This is a genomic window from Polynucleobacter sp. KF022 (assembly GCF_027924105.1).
Taxonomy (GTDB): Bacteria; Pseudomonadota; Gammaproteobacteria; order Burkholderiales; family Burkholderiaceae; genus Polynucleobacter.
Genome location: NZ_AP026972.1, coordinates 1,813,075 through 1,834,669, shown reverse-complemented (window position 1 = coordinate 1,834,669; position 21,595 = coordinate 1,813,075). Strand labels below are relative to the sequence as shown.

The window sequence follows — 21,595 nt, the reverse complement described above, 5'->3', positions numbered from 1 at the left end:
AGATTTACCTGCCCGTAATAAGGCGATTTGCTAAGTCTTCTGGCAGCCCGGCACGACGCACTTTGTCTGCAGCAGTAAAGTGATCATAGGGTGTGCGATGAAAAGTGAGAACTTCTGCATCAGGTTCGAAAATGGCAAAACAGGCCTCAGGGTTGCCATCTCTTGGCTGGCCAAGGGAGCCTACAACGCCTACCCACTGGCGATGGTGAAGTACTGGAATTTCATCGCCGGGATGTGGTGCAAAGCGAATGAGTTTTCCAACGGCGCTTTGATAAAACAATGCCTGCTCATGTGCGTGGCCTACAAAGGTGTAATTCTTTCCAGAGTTTTGTACGCACCGCCATGCGCTCATGCTATCGGTAATGTAATTCCAGTCGGCAGGGTTATGTGCAGAGGCGTGAACAAAACAAATTTCGTCCTCTTGAATAATGAGCGGTAGATTTTTTAAGAACTCCACGTGACTAGGCTTGAGCTGAGACTTAGTCCACTCGATGGCAGCATTGGCGCTGGAGTTCATTTGACTTCGACTGTCCTTAAAAACAGCTTCATCATGATTGCCAAGGATGGCTATGGCCTGCTTCTTCTCCACAAGATCAGCAATTCGATCGATGAGCGCTGCAGGGTCGGCGTTATAGCCAACTAGGTCGCCCAAGAAAACCATTCGGGTTACTCCAAGCTCTTGTGCACGAGCCATACAGGCTTCAAAGGCTTCTAAATTACTATGGAGATCGGCGAATAGCCCAATACGTTCAGTCATCCCTTAATGATAGGACAAAAGACCTCTAGATAGAAGGGTTATAGGGGCTTGGACCGTTATCTGGGCGATTTTTGAACCGCTTATGAACCCAGTAGTATTCCGCTGGGCGTAATCGAATTTTCTCTTCAAAATATTGGTTTAGACGAGCAGTGTCTGATTTTGGATCAACTCCTGGGAAATTCTCCAAAGGCTCTCCAATTTCGCACAGGTAGCCAGACTCATCCGCCTTCAAGGTGGTTGTCATCAGACAGACATCGGCGCCTGTAATTTTAGCTAAGCGAGAAATCGTAGTGATCGTATTCGTTTGGATGTCAAAAAACGGTACAAACTCAGAGTCCTTGAGACCCAAATCAATATCTGGAGCAATGATGATGAAATCGCCGTTACGAATTTCGCGAATGATGGCTTTAGCATTTCCCTGTCGATCAATGGAGTTCCCACCGAAGCGATTGCGCCATTCAATAATTTTTTTATTAAAGAATGGACTTTTCATTCTTTGAAAAAATCCAGAAGTCCGTGGCCAGTGCTTTTCTTTGGACAGTGCGCTCAAAATAATACTACCCTCAATGCCTGTGAAGTGCATATTAACGAGGATGCGCGGTTTTTTGCTAGAGAGATCTACTGCTGACTTTACCTCGATCATATTACTCAACTGTTTTGAACTGCCGCACCAAATAATACTTTTTTCTACGAGGCTGCGACCAAGCAAACGCCAGTGTTGTTTGCATAAGCTATCAATTTCAGCTGAGCTTAATTGGGGGAAGCATAGGCGGAGATTAGTTTTCACAACCCGGTTTCTATCGCCGGGAATGCGAGCAGCAATATAGCCAAGCCCATAACCAATGGCAACTAGTAATCTATAGGGTAGTAGTGAGAGAAGCTTGAGTAGCGCAACAACTACTTGATTAGAAAAAGATTTGAGCAAATTAGTTTTGATCTTGTTCGTAGCGCTTTACAGACTTAGCATAGCGCTCAGTCATTTCTTCGACCGAGCTGCTTGACATGCCCAAGTCGTTCACCAGACCAGTCTCAAGTCGATAAGCCCAGCCATGAACGGTTAGATCCTGTCCGCGCGCCCAAGCATCTTGCACGATAGTGGTTTCACAAACGTTCACTACTTGCTCAATGACATTGAGCTCGCATAAACGATCTTGACGTTTTTGGGTTGGGATCATGTCGCCTAGATAACGCTCATGTTTTTGATGCACGTCTTTGACATGGCGTAACCAGTTATCAGCCAGACCGACTCGCTTATCTGTTAGTGCCGCATGAACGCCTGAGCATCCATAATGGCCCACCACCAATATATGCTTCACTTTAAGTAAATCAATTGCAAACTGAATAACGGATAAACAATTTAAATCTGTGTGGACAACGACGTTTGCAACGTTTCGATGGACAAATAATTCACCAGGCAACAAATTAACAATGTCATTTGCTGGCACTCGGCTATCAGAGCAACCAATCCAAAGGTATTCGGGGGCCTGTTGAGAGACAAGGCGCTTAAAAAAGTTGGCATCCTTGGCTATCATGCTTTCTGCCCAGGTGCGATTGTTTGTAAATAGCTGCTCTAAAGCTTGAGAATTCTTCATCGTCATGGATTCAGTTTAAAGTACTTTGATGACACCTATTTGGTTAAAACAAACCCCCACTGGGATCACTCTCAATTTGCATTGCCAGCCTGGGGCAAAACAAACAAAAGTGGTTGGCCTTCATGACGGCTGCTTAAAAATTTCTCTACAGGCGCCGGCCCTTGAAAATAAGGCAAATGAGCTCCTATTGGCCTGGCTTTCCAAGCAGCTGAGGGTGCCTCAAAAGCAAATTCAATTCGTGTCTGGTCAAAATAGCCGCAAGAAAAGAGTAGAAATATGGGGCCCCATTAGTCCTGAGCAAATTGTTCAGTTACTAAGCCCCTAAAACCAAAATCAGCCTACCAAAAAATGGCCCACAAAATTCCTAGAATCAGCACCCACTTGCCTACGTAGTAAACGGTGCGATGTTTTGCTTTAAGTTTTTTGGCTTGCGCGCGGAGTTGGTAGAAATAGGTAAAAAGAACATTTACAAAACCAACTTTTTCGCCTTCTACGTTTTGAGAAGAAGCTGCACTCATGACATATCGACCAAACCAGCGATTCAGTAGCTGAACTATTTTGGTGTACACAGGACGCTCAACATCACAAAATAAGATAATTCTTTGCTGGTCGGTTTCATTGGCAGCAAAGTGAATGTAGGTCTCATCAAACATCACCGCTTCACCATCTTTCCAGTAATAGCGCTCACCATCGACGTCAATGAAGCACTTGGGGTTGTTTGGCGTAGATAGACCAATGTGATAGCGCAAGGAGCCTGCATAAGGGTCGCGGTGGCGTACCAAGGTTGCGCCGGGCGGCAATGAGGCAAACATGGCCGCCTTAATGGAGGGGATGGATTTCAGCAGTGCCACTGTTTTAGGGCATTTAGCTTGGGCTGACGGCACCTCTTTTCCGTACCAGCATAGGTGAAAACGCTTCCAACCAGTGCGAAAGAAAGAATTAAAGCCAATGTCGTTGTATCCGGTTGCTGCAGCAATGGATCCACCCTCCTGCAAAGAAAGCGCTTCCTGCCGTATGGTTTCCCAATTGTCTTGAATGGGTTCCATTTCAGGAAATTGGCTAACTGGAATAAAGGCGCTTGCCTTCACTTTTGAAAATAGGTACAGCAGGGTATTTACTGGTGCTAGAAGCACCTGGTAGTCAGTGAGAGATCTCACTACGCCAAAACGCACCTTTCCCCTGTAATAGACGTAAATTGCTGATACTACAAAAACAAAAAAGATAACGTGACGAATTTCCATGGCTTTTGTCTATTTAAGGTAGTTATCGATATTTTAATTTGGATATAGGCCTTAAATAGACTATTTCTCGCAACTGGATGCTCATATACTTCATATAGAAGATATAAGCACCCGACTAGGGTTTGTGTGTAGATTTACTAAGGAAATTCTGATGAATAGCTTTATAAAGTGGCTCTTAAGCCTTGTTTTAATTGGGTTAGTGGCTATTTCAGTCTATACGTGGGCCATGCTGAATTGGAGCTACGGAAGTGGCGAGCGTGCTGGATATGTGCAGAAATTCTCTAATCGTGGCTATGTATGTAAAACCTGGGAGGGTGAGTTGGCGATGGTCTCTATGCCCGGCACGATGTCAGAAAAATTCCTCTTTACGGTGCGTGAAGATGCTGTGGCGCAAAAAATAAATGCTAATTTAGGAAAAAAAGTTGCCCTAAAGTATGAGCAACACATCGGTTTGCCGACAACCTGTTTTGGCGATACGGAGTATTTTGTTTCTGATATCGTAGTTTTGGATGAGTAGTTTGTAGTTGAAGTAAAAAATTGCTGTAACGCAACTTTATTTTTGTAATTTTTTGTGGTTAAAATCATGTAAGCGTAATGTGCGCTGACATCAATATCTATAAGGAGCTTCACTTGAACAAAGCCGAACTAATCGCAGCGATTGCTGACGACGCGGAGATTTCTAAAGCCAAAGCTGAATTCGCATTGAATTCTGCTATCGACACAATCATCAAAGCTGTTACTAAAGGTGACTCAGTACAACTGATCGGCTTTGGTACATTTGCTTCTGGCAAGCGTGCTGCACGTATGGGTCGTAACCCAAAAACTGGCGAGCCACTCAAAATCGCTGCTGCAAAAACTGTTAAGTTTTCTGCTGGTAAAGCGTTTAAAGATTCAGTTAACAAGCGTAAGAAGTAATTCTTCCTTTGTTGATAAAAAAGCCCGGCATGCCGGGCTTTTTTATTCCCTAGAAAATTTTCAGAGTATTAACAGTTGTTTCTAAATTAGCTTTGCACTAAACGGCGATGACGATGAATGCTCATCAATATGCCAGCACCAAATCCCAGGGTCACAAGAGCGGTACCACCATAACTGATAAATGGAAGTGGCACTCCAACAACTGGCAATAGGCCGCTTACCATGCCGATGTTCACAAATGCATAGGTGAAGAAAATCAAAGTCACGGCGGCACCTAACAAGCGCGTAAATAAATTTGGCGCACTTGCAGAGATGGCGAGCCCTCTTTTAATTAAGGCAAAGAAGAGTGCTAGCAAGACCAAGTTACCTAACAGACCAAATTCCTCAGAGAAAACCGCAAATACAAAGTCAGTATGTTTTTCTGGAATGAATTCTAAGTGCGCCTGAGTTCCTTGAAACCAACCTTTGCCAAAGAATCCGCCAGAACCAATCGCAATCATAGATTGAATGGTGTGAAAGCCTTTGCCTAATGGATCGCTAGTGGGATCCAATAAAGTGCAGATGCGATGCTTTTGATAATTGTGTACGAGTGGCCAAACCACATCATGTGCACAGATAGTGCTGCCGAAAATAATAATTAACAGAATGCCAATAACGCCTAAAGCAACAAAAGGCAAAATCCATTTCCACGGTAGGCCTGCCAAAATAATGACGTAAAGACCAGCCGCAAAAACTAAAAGAGCAGTTCCCAGATCGGGCTGGCGTGCGATTAAAAACACTGGGATTGCCAAAATAATTCCAGCAACACCGTAGTCCCAAGATTTTTGAATGCCTTCACGTTTCTGAAAATACCAAGCAAGCATCAGGGGCATTGCAATTTTCATAATCTCAGATGGCTGAATCACAACCCCAATATTGAGCCAACGACGTGCACCTTTTTTAATTAAGCCAAATGCAGCTACTGCAATTAAAAGAGCAACGCCAAATCCATAAATCCAAACTGCGCCCATCTCTAGCCACTTAGGCGGTATACGTGACACGATCCACATGACTACAAAAGAGAGCACGAGATTACGCACCTCTTCTAAAATTTGCACGGGAGTATTTTGACTCGCCGATAAAAAAGTAAAAAAGCCGATTGCCGCTAAGCCAAGCAGAATAAGGCCGAGCTGGCGATCTAATCCGGAAAAAATACCAAAGAAAAATCCTTTAACTTTGATTAAGGGGCTCTTTTCCACTCAGGAATCTCCTTAGGCCACTTGCCCTCAATGTAATAGTCCAATGCCTTACGTGCGATTGGTGCTGCGTGTTGCGCTCCAAAGCCTGCATTCTCGACAACCATGGCAATCACAATGGTTGGCTTATCTACTGGAGCGAATGCAATATATAAAGCGTGGTCGCGCAAGAACTCTGCAGTAGCACTGTGCTTATATTCTTTTGAATTCAAACTAAAAACTTGTGCAGTTCCAGTTTTTCCGCCAACTTGATATCCGGTTCCTTTAAATGCAGCTGCAGAAGTGCCTGAAATATTCACTTCAAGCATCGCCTTCTTAATGACTTCAATATTTTCGGCATTGAGATCGATGCGATAACTTTCTTTAGGTGTTGTGAGTACTCTATTTCGCGTGAACGGATCTTCAATTGCTTTGACTAAGTGAGGCTTCATGACGATGCCGTTGTTTGCTACGTTAGCCATTGCATGGGCTAATTGCAAAATAGTGAAAGCGTTGTAGCCCTGACCAATGCCTAGAGAAATAGTTTCACCTTCATACCATTTTTGCTGCTCTGGCTTTTTAAAAGTGTTTTTCTTCCATTCGGTAGAAGGTAGGACACCTCTTGCCTCGCCTTGTAAATCAATGCCAGTGATTTGGCCAAAGCCAAGCGGCTTCATAAAGTCATGCATCATGTTCACGCCCATATCGCGTGCAAGCAAGTAGTAATAGGTGTCGCAAGATTCAACAATCGACTTTTGCATATCCACAATGCCATGGCCACCTTTTTTGTCATCACGGAATGTGTGATTACCAAAGTCAAAGTAACCAGGATCAGAAATTGTTTGTGATGGCGTGCGCTTTTTATTTTCTAAGGCAGCTAGCGCCATGAAGGGCTTGTAAGTTGAACCTGGCGGGTAGATACCTTTAAGCGGGCGGTTATAGAGTGGCTTTTGTGGCGAGTCGTTTAGCTCTTTCCAGGTGACTGAATCAATGCCTTCAACAAAATCATTTGGATTAAAGTTAGGCTTCGAAACAAATGCCAAGACATCGCCAGTCTCTGGTTCAATTGCCACAAACGCACCACGGAAATTGCCATACAGTTGCTCCACCAAATACTGCAACTTGATATCAACTGAGAGAACTACATTCTTTCCAGGAATCGATGGTGAGCTAGAAAGCGTGCGCACTGGTTTGCCGCCAGCAGTAATTTCTACTTGGTCGTATCCAGGCACTCCACGTAATACAGTTTCGTAGCTCTGCTCTAAACCAATTTTTCCAACGTACTGAATGCCTGGCAAGAAAGATGCCTGTAAAGCGTCTGGATCATCAGCCTTGGCGCCCTCGATTTCGGCCTGCATGCGCTCCTTATCTTTCTGAGAAACGCGGCCAATATAGCCAATCAAATGGGAGGCTAATTCGTTATATGGGTACTCTCGGAAGCTGCGGGCGCGGATTTCTACCCCAGGAAAACGGTAGCGATTGGCCATAAAACGGGCTGTTTCGGTCTCGTTGAGCATCGAGCGCAGGGGAAAAGTGCCCATATTGCGAGAATCTTCTAGAGAGCGCTTGAAATTACGGCGATCCCTGGGGGAAATATCAATGATTTCAGAAAGATCGTTGATTAATTGGTCTACGTTGCCTTTGACCTCCTCGGCATTCACATCCAGAGTGAGGGCAGAATAATTCCTGCCGATCACAATACCATTGCGATCAATTAGAAGACCTCGGTTTGCTGGAGCGGGGACGAGCGCAATACGATTACTCTCTGCTAATAGCGCATATTTTCCATGGCTGACTAATTGAAGCCATACAAGGCGAGTAACAAGTAATAAAAAACAAACGGTGACAAACAAGGTCGCAATGTGAATGCGCTCTTGAAATGAGTCTAGATCAGGCTTTTTAAAAGAAACCATCTTGTTTCTTAGAGTGGTCGATTGTGATCAACATCTATAGGGCGACGCTGTGGCGCAAGGAGGATGCGCGTTGCCAATGGCCAGAGCATCGCCTCAATCAGTGCTTGAATAGCGCCTGTGAGAGCCCACCAATACAGTTCGCCGCTTAGCAACCAATGTGCCAGCACGGGAAAGAGTGATACCAATAAGAAAATCGGCAGCAGATGTAATGCTTGTGACAGCACCGTGAGAGCCACAATACGTCTGTGCCATGAGATGGCGACATAAGCAACAAGCGAGTAACTAAAGGCATGCAAGCCTAGGAGATCGGAGTTATGAACATCCATCATGAGACCAAGAATGAACGCGGTGATCACGCTCACATATCGATGTTGATGAATATTCCAAAACACAATACAGAGAATCAACCAATCGGGTACCCAGCCATAGTTACCAATCGGCAATAGATTTAATAGCAGCGCACAAAATAAGCTGAAGTAAATAAAGACCGGATTTACCGGGCGCAGAATGTAGCCGCTTTGGAAATCAATCATTGCATTCCTCGCGCACGAGTTTGACGTCTACCAGGAGTATTTGTTAGCGGCGCACCGGTTGCTGATTTGTTATTCAGCGTCGGAGCTTTAGCATCAAACTGCGGATCATATAAAAGCGCCAATGCTTGACGATAGCGATTTACTGCTGCAACTGGTACGCAAAATACATTTGAGGAATTCTTATCGACATTGCGTTCAATTTTGCTAATGACGGCTACTGCAAAACCGGGAGGGTAAATGCCATCAATTCCAGAGGTCAGCAAAATATCCCCGACCTCAAGATCACTTGCTACTGGTAGGTAGCGAAGCTCTAGCGGGTTACCGCGCCCTGCACCAAAGACGGCTGCACGAAGTCCGTTACGCGCCACCTGCACCGGAACGGCAAAATCACGGTCTTCCAGCAGAGAAACCTCGGCAGAGCGCTCATACAGGCGAACTACTTGACCCAAAATACCGGAATCATTGGCAATCGGGTTGCCTAGCTTAAGGCCGTCGTTACTCCCGCGATTAATCACAATGCGCTGTGAAATAGGGTTCGGTGGATTAAATAGAATTTCTACTGGTAGTGTTTTAAATGGCACCTGTTTTTGCAAAGCCATCAGCTCACGCAAGTTTTGGTTTTCCACCATCAAAAATTCTGATTGATTTGCCAGTAGAGAAAGCTCCGCTTGACGTACTTTCATCACTTGGTTTTCTTGATCCAGAGTTGATCTAGTGGTGAAATATTCTGATGTTGCTTCAAGTGCATTGCGCGGCATCATCATCACGTATTCAAGCGGACGTAACACCCAATTCACATTGTTACGAATTGGATCAAGAGCTTTAAAACGAAAATCGATCAGCATCAGAGCGATGCTGATCGACAGACAGACAATCAGTTTAAGTAAGGCCGGAATGCCCTGTCTGAAAAGTGGTGGAGCGCTATGTTGCAATTCCCTGGTCGACGTGTATGTCGCTTACTCGTGCGAGAACACTCCGCCTAACTTATCCATGCGCTCAAGTGCGATACCGCAACCACGAGCCACGCAAGTTAAAGGATCTTCTGCAACATGAATTGGCAGGCCAGTTTCTTCAAGCAAGAGGCGATCAAGATCACGCAATAAAGCGCCGCCGCCAGTTAGCATCATGCCGCGTTCAGCGATATCGGATGCCAACTCAGGTGGAATCTGCTCGAGAGCCGCTTTTACTGCGGTCACAATTTGATTCAACGGATCGGTTAATGCTTCCAAGATTTCATTGCTGGTAACTGTAAAGCTACGTGGAATACCTTCTGAAAGATTGCGACCTTTTACTTCCATCTCGCGCACTTCGGCGCCGGGGAAAGCGGAGCCAATGGTTTTCTTGATCAACTCAGCAGTTTGTTCGCCGATCAACATGCCGTAGTTACGACGGATGTAATTGGTAATTGCTTCGTCAAACTTGTCGCCACCAACACGAACGGAGCCTTTGTAAACCATGCCGCCCAATGACATCACGCCAACTTCGGTTGTACCGCCACCGATGTCGACAACCATCGAACCAGCAGCTTCAGAAACTGGCAAGCCAGAACCAATTGCAGCAGCCATCGGCTCTTCAATTAAAAATACTTGTGATGCGCCAGCGCCTAATGCAGATTCACGAATCGCACGACGTTCAACTTGAGTAGATCCACAAGGAACGCAAATGATGATGCGTGGGCTTGGCTTTAATAATTTGCTCTCGTGCACAAGCTTGATAAATTGCTTGAGCATTTGTTCGGTAATGGTGAAGTCAGCGATAACGCCGTCTTTCATTGGGCGAATTGCCTCAATATTCCCTGGAACGCGTCCCAACATCGCTTTTGCCTCTTTGCCGACGGCCAAAATGGTCTTTTTGCCGTTTGGACCACCCTCTTGGCGAATTGCCACTACTGAGGGTTCATCGAGGACAATACCCCGCTCACGCATATAAATTAAGGTGTTGGCGGTTCCTAGGTCGATGGCTAGGTCATTGGAAAAGTAGCTGCGGAAAAAACCAAACATGATGTAGTGGGAAAATAGAAAGTGTTAATGAAAATATATAGGAATGATACTCTAGCGCCCCATGAAACTTGATGATGTCCAGCGCATTGCGCACCTTTCTAGGCTTGAGTTAAATCAGGCAGAAGCCGAGGCAGTTTTGCCTCAATTGCAGGCCATTTTTTCCTTGGTGGAGGAAATGCAGGCCGTTGATACAAGCGGGCTTGAGCCTTTGGCTCATCCCATCCTCTTTTTGCGTGATTTGGCCCAGCCTATGCGTGCTGACCAAGTGACCGAGTCTGACCATCGCGCCGAAAACATGCAATCAGCCCCTGCGCAGCAGGATGGCTACTTCCTTGTACCAAGGGTGATCGAATGAGTTGGCACAACACTCCTATAGCCTTAATGGCAAAAGCGCTAGCCGCTAAAGAGGTTTCTAGCACCGAGCTCACTCAGTACTTTTTGAACCGTATTGAAGCTGGAAAGCAGTGGAATGCCTATCTTGATGTGAATGCTCACTTAAGCTTAGAGCAAGCTAATAAAGCAGATCAGTTAATTTCATCTGGCAAAGCGGGCAAATTAACCGGCATCCCCATTGCGCATAAAGATGTCTTTGTAACGCGTGGCTGGAAGTCGACTGCAGCCTCCAAAATCCTGGAGGGATACCAGAGCCCATTCGATGCCACGGTAGTGGCGAATCTGGGTATCCCAGATGAAAACAATCCCCATGGCGCTGGCATGGTTTGTCTGGGCAAGACAAATATGGATGAGTTCGCTATGGGCTCTTCTAATGAAAACTCTGCTTACGGCCCGGTTTTAAATCCATGGAATGCCGCGCACGTTGCCGGCGGTTCTTCAGGCGGCTCTGCAGCAGCAGTTGCTGCTGGGTTAGCGCCGATTGCTACTGGTACCGATACAGGCGGCTCCATTCGCCAGCCAGCTGCATTTTGTGGCTTAACTGGAATTAAGCCCAGCTATGGGCGTGTTTCTCGTTACGGCATGATTGCCTACGCATCTTCACTCGATCAAGCGGGCCCGATGGGCAAGACCGCAGAAGATTGCGCTTTGCTGCTTTCAGCAATGTCTTCGCATGATCCACGTGACTCCACTTCTTTAGCGGACTCCGGAGAAGATTACGGCCGTTACCTCAACCAAAACTGGAAAGATGGAAACAACAATTCAGCAAAACCACTAGATGGTTTGCGTGTTGGTTTACCAAAAGAATTTTTTGCTGAAGGTTTAGCAAGCGATGTTGCCAAGTCCGTTAATGAAGCCTCCAAGCTTTTAGAAAACTTAGGCGCCACATTAATTGAAGTAAGTTTGCCCAAAACCAAATTATCTATCCCCGTTTATTACGTTTTAGCACCTGCAGAAGCATCGAGTAATTTGAGTCGCTTTGATGGTGTTCGTTACGGATATCGCGCAAATGAATACCGTGATCTTGGTGATATGTATGCTAAGTCTCGCACCGAGGGTTTTGGCTCGGAAGTAAAGCGCCGCATCATGATTGGAACCTATGTCCTTTGTCATGGTTACTATGATGCTTACTATCTTCAGGCGCAAAAGATTCGTCGCATTATTGCGGCAGATTTTCAGGCGGCTTTTAATCAATGTGATGTCATCTTGGGGCCCGTAGCCCCTGATGTAGCCTGGCGCTTAGGTGAAAAGTCAAAAGACCCTGTGCAAATGTATTTAGAAGATATTTATACGCTATCAACAAACTTGGCAGGCCTGCCGGCAATGAGTGTGCCATGCGGATTTAATGCCAATAATTTACCTATTGGCATGCAGCTCATCGGCAATTATTTTTCTGAAGCACGCCTCTTGCAGGTAGCTCATCAATATCAGCAGGCCAGTGATTGGCATTTGCGTCAAGCAAGCGAGGTGGCATGATGCAATGGGAAGTCGTTATTGGTCTAGAGACCCACGCACAATTACAAACACAGTCGAAGATTTTTAGTGGTGCAAGCACGCGCTTTGGTGCGGAGCCAAACACGCAAGCATGTGCGGTGGACCTTGCGCTGCCTGGTGTATTGCCAGTGCTCAATCGCCAAGCAGTAGAGCATGCGATTTGTTTTGGGCTAGCAGTGAATGCAAAGATTTCACCGGCAAGCATCTTTGCACGCAAGAACTATTTCTATCCTGATTTACCTAAGGGCTATCAAATTAGTCAAATGGAAATTCCAGTGGTGGTTGGAGGAAAAGTTGAAATCCTGGTTGGCGATGAGATGAAGGTAGTTGAGCTCACTCGCGCCCACATGGAAGAAGACGCAGGTAAATCAGTCCACGAAGAAGGTTTTGCTGGTCCCCATGGAGAGCCTTCTAGTGGCATCGATTTAAATCGTGCAGGAACACCTTTGCTGGAAATCGTGACTGAGCCCGTAATGCGCAGTGCCGCAGAGGCGGTTGCCTATGCCAAAGCGCTACATGGCCTGGTGGTTTGGCTGGGTGTTTGTGACGGCAATATGCAAGAAGGTTCATTCCGTTGCGATGCAAACGTATCTGTTCGCCCTATGGGGCAAGCAGAGTTTGGTACCCGTTGCGAAATTAAGAATCTGAACTCTTTCCGTTTCTTGGAAGAGGCAATTCAATACGAGGTGCGTCGTCAAATTGAGTTAATTGAAGATGGCGGTACCGTCGTTCAAGAAACCCGTTTATATGATCCCGATCGCGGTGAAACACGTAGCATGCGTAGCAAAGAAGATGCGAATGACTATCGCTACTTCCCGGACCCTGACTTATTGCCTGTAGTCATTGATGATGCATGGATTGAAGATGTGCGTAGCAAGATGCCTGCACTCCCTGCGCAGTTGCGTGATCAGTGGCAAAGCGAATTTGGTTTAAGCGCCTACGATGCGCAGTTGCTCACGCAAGATCGTGATACTGCAAAAGTATTTGAAGACCTATTGGCAATCGTTGGTAAGCCATTAGCAAAAGCAGCGGCTAATTTAATTGCTGGCGAACTTGCATCGTCATTAAATCGTGCTGGTATTGCTGCGGCAGATGCGCCATTAAAGGCGGAACATTTAGCGCCATTACTGACTCGCGTCGCGGATGGCACTATCTCCAACAAAATTGCTAAAGACATTTTTTCGATTCTTTGGGAAGAGGCTCTTGCAGGCAAGACCATTAGCACTGTAGATCAAGTGATTGATGCCAAGGGTTTGAAGCAAATTAGTGATAGCGGTGCAATTGAGGCCATCATTGATCAAGTTTTGGCGGCGAATCAGAAATCGGTTGAAGAGTTCCGCTCTGGCAAAGAGAAGGCATTTAATGCTTTGGTAGGCCAGATCATGAAAGCTTCTCAAGGCAAAGCCAATCCTGGTCAGGTAAATGAACTCTTGCGTAAAAAGCTGGGTTAACAAAAGAACATTTTTAGAAAGCAATTGATGAGCGCAATAGATCCAAAACAAGCCGAGCAAGAAGAGTTAGTTGCTGAGTGGTTGCGTGTAACCCCAGGCTTTTTTGAGCGCTATGCTGATCTCTTTAATGAGATTCGTATTAAGCATCCGCATGAAGATCGTGCCATCTCTTTGCAAGAGCGTCAGATGACGGTGTTGCGTACACAAAATCAAGAACTCAATCGTCGCTTAAGTGAGATGCTGCACTTTGGTAGTCGTAACGATAAAACGCAGCAAAGTTTAGTTGCTTGGCTTTTGCGTTTAATGAAAGCAAACAATAAAGCCGATGTAGAGTCTGCGATTACTTCTGGCTTGGCCGAAGTCTTTGAAGTGGAGTCTGCGCAATTGCTGTCACCGAATTCTGCATTTAGTCCTTGGGTTGACACCCCCTTGTGTGGTTCTGCAAAAGAGTTGGCTGCTGCCAGCGTAGATCTTTTAGCAAGTCAAACCACTATCGATCCTGAGTGGCAAAGCATGGTCGCTATTGGCTTGCCGCTGGGCAAAAGTATTGGCGCCAATCAATCGCCAGCAGTATTGTTGCTAGCAAGTAAAGACGAATCCCGCTTTACTGCAGACATGGGCGCGTTTTATTTACGTCAGATCGCTGAACTCACTGCTGCAGCTTTGGATCGCATCCAAGCTTATGAAATTAAAGGCGACTGACCTTCATCCCCTCATGCAAGAGTATTTGCATGAGTTGCATGTCTTGCGCCAACTCTCGCCGCATACGCTCAAAGCGTATGGCATGGACCTGAGTGATTTACAAAACTTTGCCCTTGAAGATGCCATTGAACTTTTAAAGGTAAGCAATGGGCATGTGCGTCGTTGGGCTGGTCGTTTGCATTCAAAAGGTAAATCTTCGAGAAGTATTGCGAGAGCACTTTCTGCATGGCGTGGTTGGTATGACTGGCTAAGCGAAAAGGATGCGCGACGTGATACACGCGCAGGTAAGGTAACAAGCGCGTTGGTTGCAAACCCCGTAGATGATGTGAAGGCGCCTAAGCGCTTGAAGTCTTTGCCTAAAGCTTTATCTGTTGAGCAGGCGCTTGCTTTGGTAAATCAAGCAGTCAAAGAGGCGGAAGAGAAAAAGGATTTAGAGTCGATTCGGGATGCGGCTATTATTGATCTGCTCTATTCCTCGGGCTTGCGTCTTTCAGAGCTTTTGGGTATTGATGTGATGCAAAGTAAAAATCGCCAACATGAGTCTGCAGGTTGGTTGGATTGGGATGCTGCGGAGGTAACGGTTTTGGGCAAGGGCGGTAAACGACGCTCCGTTCCTGTTGGTGTGCCCGCTATGAAATCTCTTATGGCATGGCGAGAGCTGCGCGATGACGTAAGCTACCCCGAAGAGTCCATCGCACTATTTTTATCTGCCACAGGTAAGCGTTTATCGCCACGCACAGTGCAGGCACGCTTACGCACCTTAGCCATGCGCGCTGGTTTACCAACGCATGTGCACCCCCATATGATGAGACATAGCTTTGCAAGTCATGTGTTGCAGTCATCACAAGATTTGCGCGCCGTCCAGGAGATGTTGGGGCACGCCAGCATCGCTAGCACCCAGATTTATACCTCCCTTGACTTTCAGCACCTTGCCCAGGCCTACGATAAAGCGCATCCACGCGCAAAGGCTGGCAAAGACTGAGGAACTCGGTAAGATAGAAGGTTTCCCGCTTTGGGAAACTTTAGCCTCTAGATTTTGATTGGATCATCCATGGCATTAATTCCGGTAACCATTTTGACGGGCTTCTTAGGAAGCGGCAAAACCACATTGCTTAAACACATTCTGACTGAAGAGCATGGCAAAAAAATTGCCGTGATTGAGAATGAGTTCGGCGAAGAAAATATTGATAACGATATTTTGGTGCAAGACAACCAAGAGAATATTGTGCAAATGAGTAATGGCTGTATTTGCTGCACCATTCGTGGCGACCTCGTTGAAGCGCTAAATGAGCTTTGGGAGCAGCGCAAGGATAAGAAGATTAGCTTTGATCGCGTTGTGATTGAAACCACGGGCGTTGCTAATCCCGGCCCTGTAGCCCAGACTTTCTTTATGGATGACGATGTTGCCGATCACTATGTCTTAGATGCTGTGGTTACCCTAGTGGATGCTAAGCACGGTCAGCAGCAGCTCAATGAACATGAAGAAGCCCAGCGCCAGGTTGGCTTTGCTGATCAAATCTTTATTACCAAGACAGATTTAGTTACTCCTGCAGAAGTAGATGCTTTGCGCAATCGTCTGATGCATATGAACCCAAGAGCGCCGATTTCTGGCATTTCCAAGGGTGTGGTGCCACTGAATGCGGTTTTGGACCTTAAGGGCTTTAATCTGAACGCCAAGCTGGATATCGATCCGCACTTCTTGGAGCAAGATGACCATGATCACGAACATTGTGGCCATGACCATAGTCATGATCATGATCACAGCACCTGTGGCCATGACCATAGCCATGACCACCACCATGGTCATGCAGGCCACACGGACCGCATTCAATCCTTTGTTTTTCGTAGTGATAAACCCTTTGATCACAAAAAGCTGGAAGACTTCCTTGGCGGCATCTTGGAGGTCTTTGGAGAGAAGATGCTGCGCTATAAAGGCGTGCTTTATGTGAAGGGAAGTGCCCGAAAAGTGGTGTTCCAGGGGGTTCATCAGATGATGGGCAGCGATTTAGCCGGGCCTTGGGGTTCAGAACCCAAGCAAACCCGTATGGTGTTCATTGGCATCGATCTGCCCAAAGACACCCTACTGGCTGGGCTTGAAGGCTGTTTGGCCTAGGAAGATTCGGGTACAATCCGCCGCCACGGTCAATATTATGAATATTGAAAAATATTGATTAGATGGCTGTAAAAGTTTGGCAGAATGAGGCAATAATGCTTCAAACCAAGGAAGAATGAGATGACGGTAAAAACAGCAACAAAACCAGCAACTGCTGCAAAAACAAGCAGTAAAGCTGCGAGCACAAAAGCTCCAAAAGGCGCGCCCTTAACGGAAGCTGAATTGCTCAAGATGTCCGAGAAGGACTACATGAGTGCTGCCCAGTTAGATTTTTTCCGTCAAAAATTACTCACCCTTAAAGATGACATTCTGAAGAATGCATCCGAGACAACAGAACATTTGCGTGAAAATATTTTGGTTCCAGATCCTGCGGATCGTGCCACGATTGAAGAAGAGCATGCCTTGGAGTTACGTACACGTGACCGTGAGCGTAAGTTGCTCAAAAAAGTAGAGCAAGCACTGGCGCGTATTGAATCTGGTGATTACGGTTGGTGTGAAGAAACTGGTGAGCCAATCGGCCTGAACCGTTTAATTGCAAGGCCTACAGCCAATTTATCTCTTGAGGCTCAAGAGCGTCGTGAACTCCGTCAAAAACTATTTGGCGAATAAATTTTAAGTAGCAATGACTAAGCATTTACCAACTATTAGTGATATCTCTCCTTTATTAAAGGCGGAGATTTTGGCTGAGGCTTTGCCTTACATCCGCTCGTATCATGGCAAAACTATCGTGATCAAGTACGGCGGAAACGCTATGGTTGAAGAGCGCCTCAAAGAAAGTTTTGCACGCGACGTTATTTTGTTGAAACTCGTTGGCATGAATCCAGTGGTGGTTCATGGCGGCGGACCGCAAATTGATGAAGCTCTCAAAAAGATTGGTAAGACTGGCACCTTTATTCAAGGTATGCGCGTTACCGATGAAGAGACCATGGAAGTAGTTGAATGGGTTCTTGGCGGCGAAGTGCAACAAGACATTGTGATGTTGATTAACCACTTTGGCGGCCAGGCGGTAGGCTTGACCGGTAAAGACGGTGGACTTATCCGCGCCAAGAAGATGTTGGTTGCCGATGAAAAGATTGCTGGCGGAACTATTGATTTGGGATTTGTTGGCGAAATCGAGGCCATCAATCCAGCAGTTGTAAAAGCTTTGCAGGACGACGCCTTTATTCCGGTGATCTCCCCGATTGGATTTAGCGAAGAAGGTCAGGCTTACAACATCAATGCAGATTTGGTGGCTGGCAAGATGGCTGAAATTTTGCACGCAGAGAAGTTAGTCATGATGACCAATATTCCGGGGGTGATGGATAAAAACGGCACTCTTTTAACTGACCTTACTGCACGTGAGATCGATGGCTTGTTTGCTGACGGCACGATTTCTGGCGGTATGTTGCCGAAGATTTCTTCTGCATTAGACGCAGCAAAGAGCGGCGTTAATTCAGTGCACATTATTGATGGCCGTATTGAACACTCTTTATTGCTAGAGATTCTGACCGAGCAAGCATTCGGTACGATGATCCGCTCCAGATAAGTAGATAAGCATGCGTGAATCTTTAGAGCCAGCAGATATAAACGACAGCAGCGCTGACGCCGCTAAGACACGCAAGCGTCCTAAGCCAGGCGAACGCCGTCTACAGATCTTGCAAGTGCTCGCAGAAATGCTGCAAAACCCGAAAGGTGAGCGCGTTACCACTGCCGCTTTAGCAGCGAAGATTCAAGTTTCAGAAGCTGCCTTGTATCGCCATTTTGCGAGTAAGGCGCAGATGTTTGAGGGCCTGATTTCTTTTATTGAGCAAACTGTTTTTGGCTTGATTAATCAGATCAACCAAAAAGAAGAGTCTGGTCTTGCTCAGGCGCGCGGTATTTTGCAAATGCTCTTGTTCTTCGCAGAAAAGAATCCCGGCATGACTCGTGTTTTATTGGGTGATGCTTTATTGCAAGAGGATGATCGTTTGCAAGAGCGTATTACTCAAGTGTTGGATCGTGTCGAAGCATCCCTCAAGCAGGCATTGCGAATCGCTCAAACCCAAGGCGGCAATTGGGCCCAACTGGGTCAAGAAGAGGTTAGTATTCGTGCTGCTATGTTGATGAGTTTTGTTTTGGGTCGTTGGCATCGCTTTGCCCGTAGCGGGTTTAAGAAGTTGCCCACCGAAGCATCCGATGTTAGTTTGCGCCTTCTCCTTTCAGAATGAGCGAGCTAAACCTCTCTAGAAATACCATTCATTTTGCCGAGCCCTTGCCTTTGCAGAGTGGCGCTGTGTTGTCTGGCTACGATTTAGTGATTGAAACCTACGGCAAGCTCAACGCAGACAAAAGTAATGCCGTATTGGTTTGTCATGCACTCAACGCATCACATCATGTAGCCGGACCAAGTCCAGAAGATCCAACAGATATCGGTTGGTGGGACAACATGATTGGCCCAGGCAAGCCAGTGGATACCAATCACTTCTTCGTCATCGGTGTAAATAATTTAGGTTCTTGCTTTGGCTCTACTGGGCCTATGAGTATTAATCCCGCTACAGGTAAGCCTTACGGCGCGGAGTTTCCGGTAGTTACCGTTGAGGATTGGGTGAACACTCAGGCACGTTTAGCTGATAAGTTGGGCATCCGAAAGTTCGCTGCTGTGATGGGCGGCAGTTTGGGTGGTATGCAGGCAATGGCTTGGGCTATCCAGTTTCCCAAGCGAATAGATCATTGTGTCGTAGTTGCATCTACGCCAAAACTGAGCGCTCAAAATATTGCATTCAATGAAGTGGCACGTAATGCCATTTTGTCTGACCCCGATTTTTATGGCGGCAACTATTACGAGCATGGCGTAGTACCTAAACGTGGTTTACGTTTAGCTCGCATGGTTGGGCACATCACCTATTTGTCTGATGATGATATGGCAGAAAAATTTGGGCGCGAATTACAACGTCCTAATGGCGAATCCAATGACTACCGCTTTAGTTTTGATGTTGAATTTGAAGTTGAAAGTTATCTCCGCCATCAAGGCGATAAGTTTTCAACCTACTTTGATGCTAATACTTATTTACTGATTACCCGTGCGCTTGATTATTTTGATCCTGCACGCCGTTACGATGGCAGTCTCAATCGCGCCCTGGCAGAAGTGCAGTCAAAGTTTTTGGTGGTGAGTTTTTCAACGGACTGGCGTTTCCCGCCCAATCGTAGTCGCGAGATTGTGGAGTCTTTGCTGAGCAATAAGAGCGAAGTGACTTACGCTGAGATTGATGCGCCCCATGGGCATGATGCCTTCTTATTGGATGACGCTCGATATCATAATTTGGTACGAGCCTACTTTAAGCAAATGCGCGAGACCCAATCATGAGTAATCTCAATAAACGCGCCGACTTTGCTGCTATTGCCAATTGGATTGCACCAAATACTCAAGTATTAGATTTGGGTTGTGGAGACGGTAGTTTCTTAGAGTTCTTGCAGAAACAAAAGCCTGTGCATTCTTATGGCGTTGAGATTGATGATTCACGCGTACTGTCTTGCGCGCAAAAAGGGTTGAATGTCATCCAACAGGACTTAGAGGGCGGCCTAGCCCTTTTTGAAGACAATAGTTTTGATACGGTTGTTCTGTCGCAAACTTTGCAAACCATTCATCAAACTGAAAAGATTTTGCGTGAAGTTGTGCGCGTAGGAAAAGAATCGGTAATTTCGTTTCCTAACTTTGGCCATTGGTCGCACCGCCTTGCTGTGGGCTTAGGCCGTATGCCAGTCTCTAAGAGCCTGCCCTATCAGTGGTACAACACGCCAAACGTGCGCGTGCTTACTGTTGCCGATTTTGAGAAGCTAGCCTCTAGTCTTGGCTTAAAGATTCTCGATCAATGCATCTTGCACGAAGGTCGCCAAGTTACTTTGATGCCGAACCTTTTTGGCAGTCTTGCCTTATTCCGCATTCGTCGCGCCTAGGATAAAAATACAAAGGTGTTAACTGCAGTCCAATCTTGGATAAAAGATTTTCGGGTTTATCTCGAGTGGCCTTGCTTGCGCATGCTATTCCTGGGCTTCTCCGCGGGCCTACCTTTGCTGCTCATTTTGGGAACCCTTAGTTTTTGGTTGCGTGAAGCCGGCATTGATCGCAGCACTATTGGCTACTTAACCTGGGTTGGTTTGATCTATGCCTTTAAGTGGATGTGGGCACCTCTCATAGATCGTTTGCAAATTCCCTTGCTAACGAAATTGTTTGGCCGCCGCCGCAGTTGGTTGCTCTTTGCACAAGCGCTCATCATTTTGGGTCTGGTTGGCATGTCAACTTTAGATCCGAAGCTCGCACTCAATTCGATTGTTTGGTGCGCCTTGTTGGTGGCCTTTGGTTCTGCTACTCAAGACATTGCTTTAGATGCATTTCGGATTGAATCTGCCAATAGTGATCATCAGGCAGCTTTAGCTGCAACCTATCAAACCGGATATCGACTGGCTTTGATTTGGGCTGGTGCTGGCGTTCTTTGGCTTGCTGCTCGCGCTGAAACGGGCAGTGGATACGATGCGAGTGCATGGCAATTTGCCTACCTCTGTATGGCCGCCTCTATTGGCGTTGGCGTGATTACGACCTTGCTAAGCAAAGAGCCAGTCAAGTATGAGTTGGCAAAAGTGCGTACCGCCAAAGCATGGCTATATCAAACGCTTATAGAGCCTTTTGCAGAATTCATCACCCGCTATCGTTGGCATGCAGTATTGATTTTGTCTTTGATTGCCGTTTATCGCATTAGTGATGTAGTGATGGGCATTATGGCTAATCCGTTCTATGTAGATATGGGCTACACCAAAGATGAGGTGGCGGCAGTCAGTAAAGTATTTGGTGTGGTTATGACTTTAGTGGGTGCATTTCTTGGTGGCGTACTTACATTACGATTTGGTGTGCTCCGCATTTTATTTGTAGGCGCTGTTCTGTCTGCGGTCAGCAATCTGTTGTTTGCCTGGTTGGCAACACAAGGCCATGACTTGCATGGCTTGATTTGGGTAATTTCTGCAGACAACCTTAGCTCAGGCATTGCAAGCGCAGCCTTTATAGCTTTCTTATCTTCGCTAACCAATATTCGCTACTCAGCTACTCAATATGCTTTGTTTAGCTCGATGATGTTACTGCTGCCTAAATGGTTGGCAGGTTTCTCAGGCGTGTTTGTTGATAATTTCGGGTACCAAGCATTCTTCTTTGGTACCGCCATTATTGGTGCTCCAGTGCTGCTCTTAATTTGGGCCACGATTCATTTCAAGATCGTGCAGATCAAAAAAGAAGGGGAGTAATCTCCCCTGCTGTTTTTTTACTGCAATTTA

23 protein-coding genes are annotated in these 21,595 nt (G+C 46.3%); 14 read left to right on the top strand and 9 right to left on the bottom strand.

The features are described 5' to 3' along the window. Positions 1-4: 4 nt before the first annotated feature. The 4 genes from PKF022_RS09450 to PKF022_RS09435 form a co-directional block, all read right to left on the bottom strand. Positions 5-757 carry a metallophosphoesterase family protein gene (locus tag PKF022_RS09450; protein WP_281776721.1) on the bottom strand — a complete coding sequence of 251 codons (753 nt, stop codon included), beginning with the start codon at positions 755-757 and terminating at the stop codon, positions 5-7. A 25-nt stretch (positions 758-782) separates the two neighbouring features. Further along, positions 783-1,682: a lipid A biosynthesis acyltransferase gene (locus tag PKF022_RS09445; RefSeq protein ID WP_281776720.1), complete on the bottom strand. Its 900-nt coding sequence runs from the start codon at positions 1,680-1,682 to the stop codon at positions 783-785. A 1-nt stretch (position 1,683) separates the two neighbouring features. Continuing rightward, positions 1,684-2,355, bottom strand: a complete 672-nt coding sequence (can, locus tag PKF022_RS09440; protein WP_216231024.1) for a carbonate dehydratase — start codon at positions 2,353-2,355, stop codon at positions 1,684-1,686. Positions 2,356-2,687: 332 nt separating this feature from the next. Then, positions 2,688-3,584, bottom strand: a complete 897-nt coding sequence (locus PKF022_RS09435; protein ID WP_281777499.1) for an aspartyl/asparaginyl beta-hydroxylase domain-containing protein — start codon at positions 3,582-3,584, stop codon at positions 2,688-2,690. 157 nt (positions 3,585-3,741) lie between these two features. On the opposite strand from PKF022_RS09435, the gene PKF022_RS09430 reads away from it, so the two are divergent. Then, a complete protein-coding gene (locus tag PKF022_RS09430) occupies positions 3,742-4,107 on the top strand; it encodes a hypothetical protein (RefSeq protein WP_216231022.1) in 366 nt (121 codons plus the stop codon). Positions 4,108-4,184: 77 nt separating this feature from the next. Then, the gene (locus tag PKF022_RS09425; RefSeq protein WP_011903860.1) at positions 4,185-4,505 is read left to right on the top strand and encodes an HU family DNA-binding protein; all 321 of its coding nucleotides are present in this window, start codon (positions 4,185-4,187) and stop codon (positions 4,503-4,505) included. Positions 4,506-4,591: 86 nt separating this feature from the next. On the opposite strand, the gene rodA is transcribed toward PKF022_RS09425, so the two are convergent. The 5 genes from rodA to PKF022_RS09400 are packed head-to-tail and all read right to left on the bottom strand — an operon-like array spanning position 4,592 to position 10,165. Further along, positions 4,592-5,743 carry a rod shape-determining protein RodA gene (gene rodA, locus PKF022_RS09420; protein WP_281776719.1) on the bottom strand — a complete coding sequence of 384 codons (1,152 nt, stop codon included), beginning with the start codon at positions 5,741-5,743 and terminating at the stop codon, positions 4,592-4,594. After that, complete coding sequence (mrdA, locus tag PKF022_RS09415; RefSeq protein ID WP_348773167.1) at positions 5,725-7,632, bottom strand: penicillin-binding protein 2; 1,908 nt, start codon at positions 7,630-7,632, stop codon at positions 5,725-5,727. The genes rodA and mrdA overlap by 19 nt, the downstream gene beginning before the upstream one ends. An 8-nt stretch (positions 7,633-7,640) precedes the next feature. Further along, the gene (gene mreD / locus PKF022_RS09410; RefSeq protein ID WP_215391803.1) at positions 7,641-8,165 is read right to left on the bottom strand and encodes a rod shape-determining protein MreD; all 525 of its coding nucleotides are present in this window, start codon (positions 8,163-8,165) and stop codon (positions 7,641-7,643) included. Further along, positions 8,162-9,097 carry a rod shape-determining protein MreC gene (mreC, locus tag PKF022_RS09405; RefSeq protein ID WP_281776718.1) on the bottom strand — a complete coding sequence of 312 codons (936 nt, stop codon included), beginning with the start codon at positions 9,095-9,097 and terminating at the stop codon, positions 8,162-8,164. Before mreC ends, mreD begins: the two co-directional genes overlap by 4 nt. 24 nt (positions 9,098-9,121) lie before the next feature. Next, positions 9,122-10,165 (bottom strand): rod shape-determining protein, encoded by a 1,044-nt coding sequence (locus PKF022_RS09400; RefSeq protein ID WP_068319852.1) that lies wholly within the window; start codon positions 10,163-10,165, stop codon positions 9,122-9,124. Positions 10,166-10,226: 61 nt separating this feature from the next. On the opposite strand from PKF022_RS09400, the gene gatC reads away from it, so the two are divergent. The 12 genes from gatC to PKF022_RS09340 all read left to right on the top strand — a co-directional run bounded on the left by gatC (position 10,227) and on the right by PKF022_RS09340 (position 21,565). Beyond that, on the top strand, positions 10,227-10,520 hold the full coding sequence (gene gatC / locus PKF022_RS09395) for an Asp-tRNA(Asn)/Glu-tRNA(Gln) amidotransferase subunit GatC (RefSeq protein WP_216231018.1): 294 nt from the start codon (positions 10,227-10,229) through the stop codon (positions 10,518-10,520). Continuing rightward, complete coding sequence (gene gatA, locus PKF022_RS09390) at positions 10,517-12,034, top strand: Asp-tRNA(Asn)/Glu-tRNA(Gln) amidotransferase subunit GatA (RefSeq protein ID WP_281776717.1); 1,518 nt, start codon at positions 10,517-10,519, stop codon at positions 12,032-12,034. The genes gatC and gatA overlap by 4 nt, the downstream gene beginning before the upstream one ends. Continuing rightward, the gene (gene gatB, locus PKF022_RS09385) at positions 12,034-13,503 is read left to right on the top strand and encodes an Asp-tRNA(Asn)/Glu-tRNA(Gln) amidotransferase subunit GatB (RefSeq protein WP_281777498.1); all 1,470 of its coding nucleotides are present in this window, start codon (positions 12,034-12,036) and stop codon (positions 13,501-13,503) included. The genes gatA and gatB overlap by 1 nt, the downstream gene beginning before the upstream one ends. 27 nt (positions 13,504-13,530) lie before the next feature. Then, positions 13,531-14,205 (top strand): DUF484 family protein, encoded by a 675-nt coding sequence (locus tag PKF022_RS09380; RefSeq protein ID WP_216231016.1) that lies wholly within the window; start codon positions 13,531-13,533, stop codon positions 14,203-14,205. Continuing rightward, positions 14,186-15,187, top strand: coding sequence for a tyrosine recombinase XerC (locus PKF022_RS09375; protein WP_281776716.1), 1,002 nt, complete (start codon positions 14,186-14,188; stop codon positions 15,185-15,187). Before PKF022_RS09380 ends, PKF022_RS09375 begins: the two co-directional genes overlap by 20 nt. A 69-nt stretch (positions 15,188-15,256) precedes the next feature. Next, on the top strand, positions 15,257-16,318 hold the full coding sequence (locus tag PKF022_RS09370; RefSeq protein ID WP_281776715.1) for a GTP-binding protein: 1,062 nt from the start codon (positions 15,257-15,259) through the stop codon (positions 16,316-16,318). A gap of 231 nt (positions 16,319-16,549) precedes the next feature. Beyond that, positions 16,550-16,927, top strand: a complete 378-nt coding sequence (dksA, locus tag PKF022_RS09365) for an RNA polymerase-binding protein DksA (RefSeq protein ID WP_172457147.1) — start codon at positions 16,550-16,552, stop codon at positions 16,925-16,927. Positions 16,928-16,940: 13 nt separating this feature from the next. Next, complete coding sequence (gene argB / locus PKF022_RS09360; protein ID WP_215348098.1) at positions 16,941-17,843, top strand: acetylglutamate kinase; 903 nt, start codon at positions 16,941-16,943, stop codon at positions 17,841-17,843. A 10-nt stretch (positions 17,844-17,853) separates the two neighbouring features. Then, positions 17,854-18,504 (top strand): nucleoid occlusion factor SlmA, encoded by a 651-nt coding sequence (gene slmA / locus PKF022_RS09355; protein WP_216231012.1) that lies wholly within the window; start codon positions 17,854-17,856, stop codon positions 18,502-18,504. Continuing rightward, positions 18,501-19,640, top strand: a complete 1,140-nt coding sequence (locus PKF022_RS09350; RefSeq protein ID WP_281776714.1) for a homoserine O-acetyltransferase — start codon at positions 18,501-18,503, stop codon at positions 19,638-19,640. The genes slmA and PKF022_RS09350 overlap by 4 nt, the downstream gene beginning before the upstream one ends. Next, on the top strand, positions 19,637-20,230 hold the full coding sequence (gene metW, locus PKF022_RS09345; RefSeq protein ID WP_281776713.1) for a methionine biosynthesis protein MetW: 594 nt from the start codon (positions 19,637-19,639) through the stop codon (positions 20,228-20,230). The genes PKF022_RS09350 and metW overlap by 4 nt, the downstream gene beginning before the upstream one ends. Positions 20,231-20,245: 15 nt before the next feature. Further along, positions 20,246-21,565 (top strand): MFS transporter, encoded by a 1,320-nt coding sequence (locus PKF022_RS09340; RefSeq protein ID WP_281776712.1) that lies wholly within the window; start codon positions 20,246-20,248, stop codon positions 21,563-21,565. Positions 21,566-21,595: the final 30 nt, after the last annotated feature.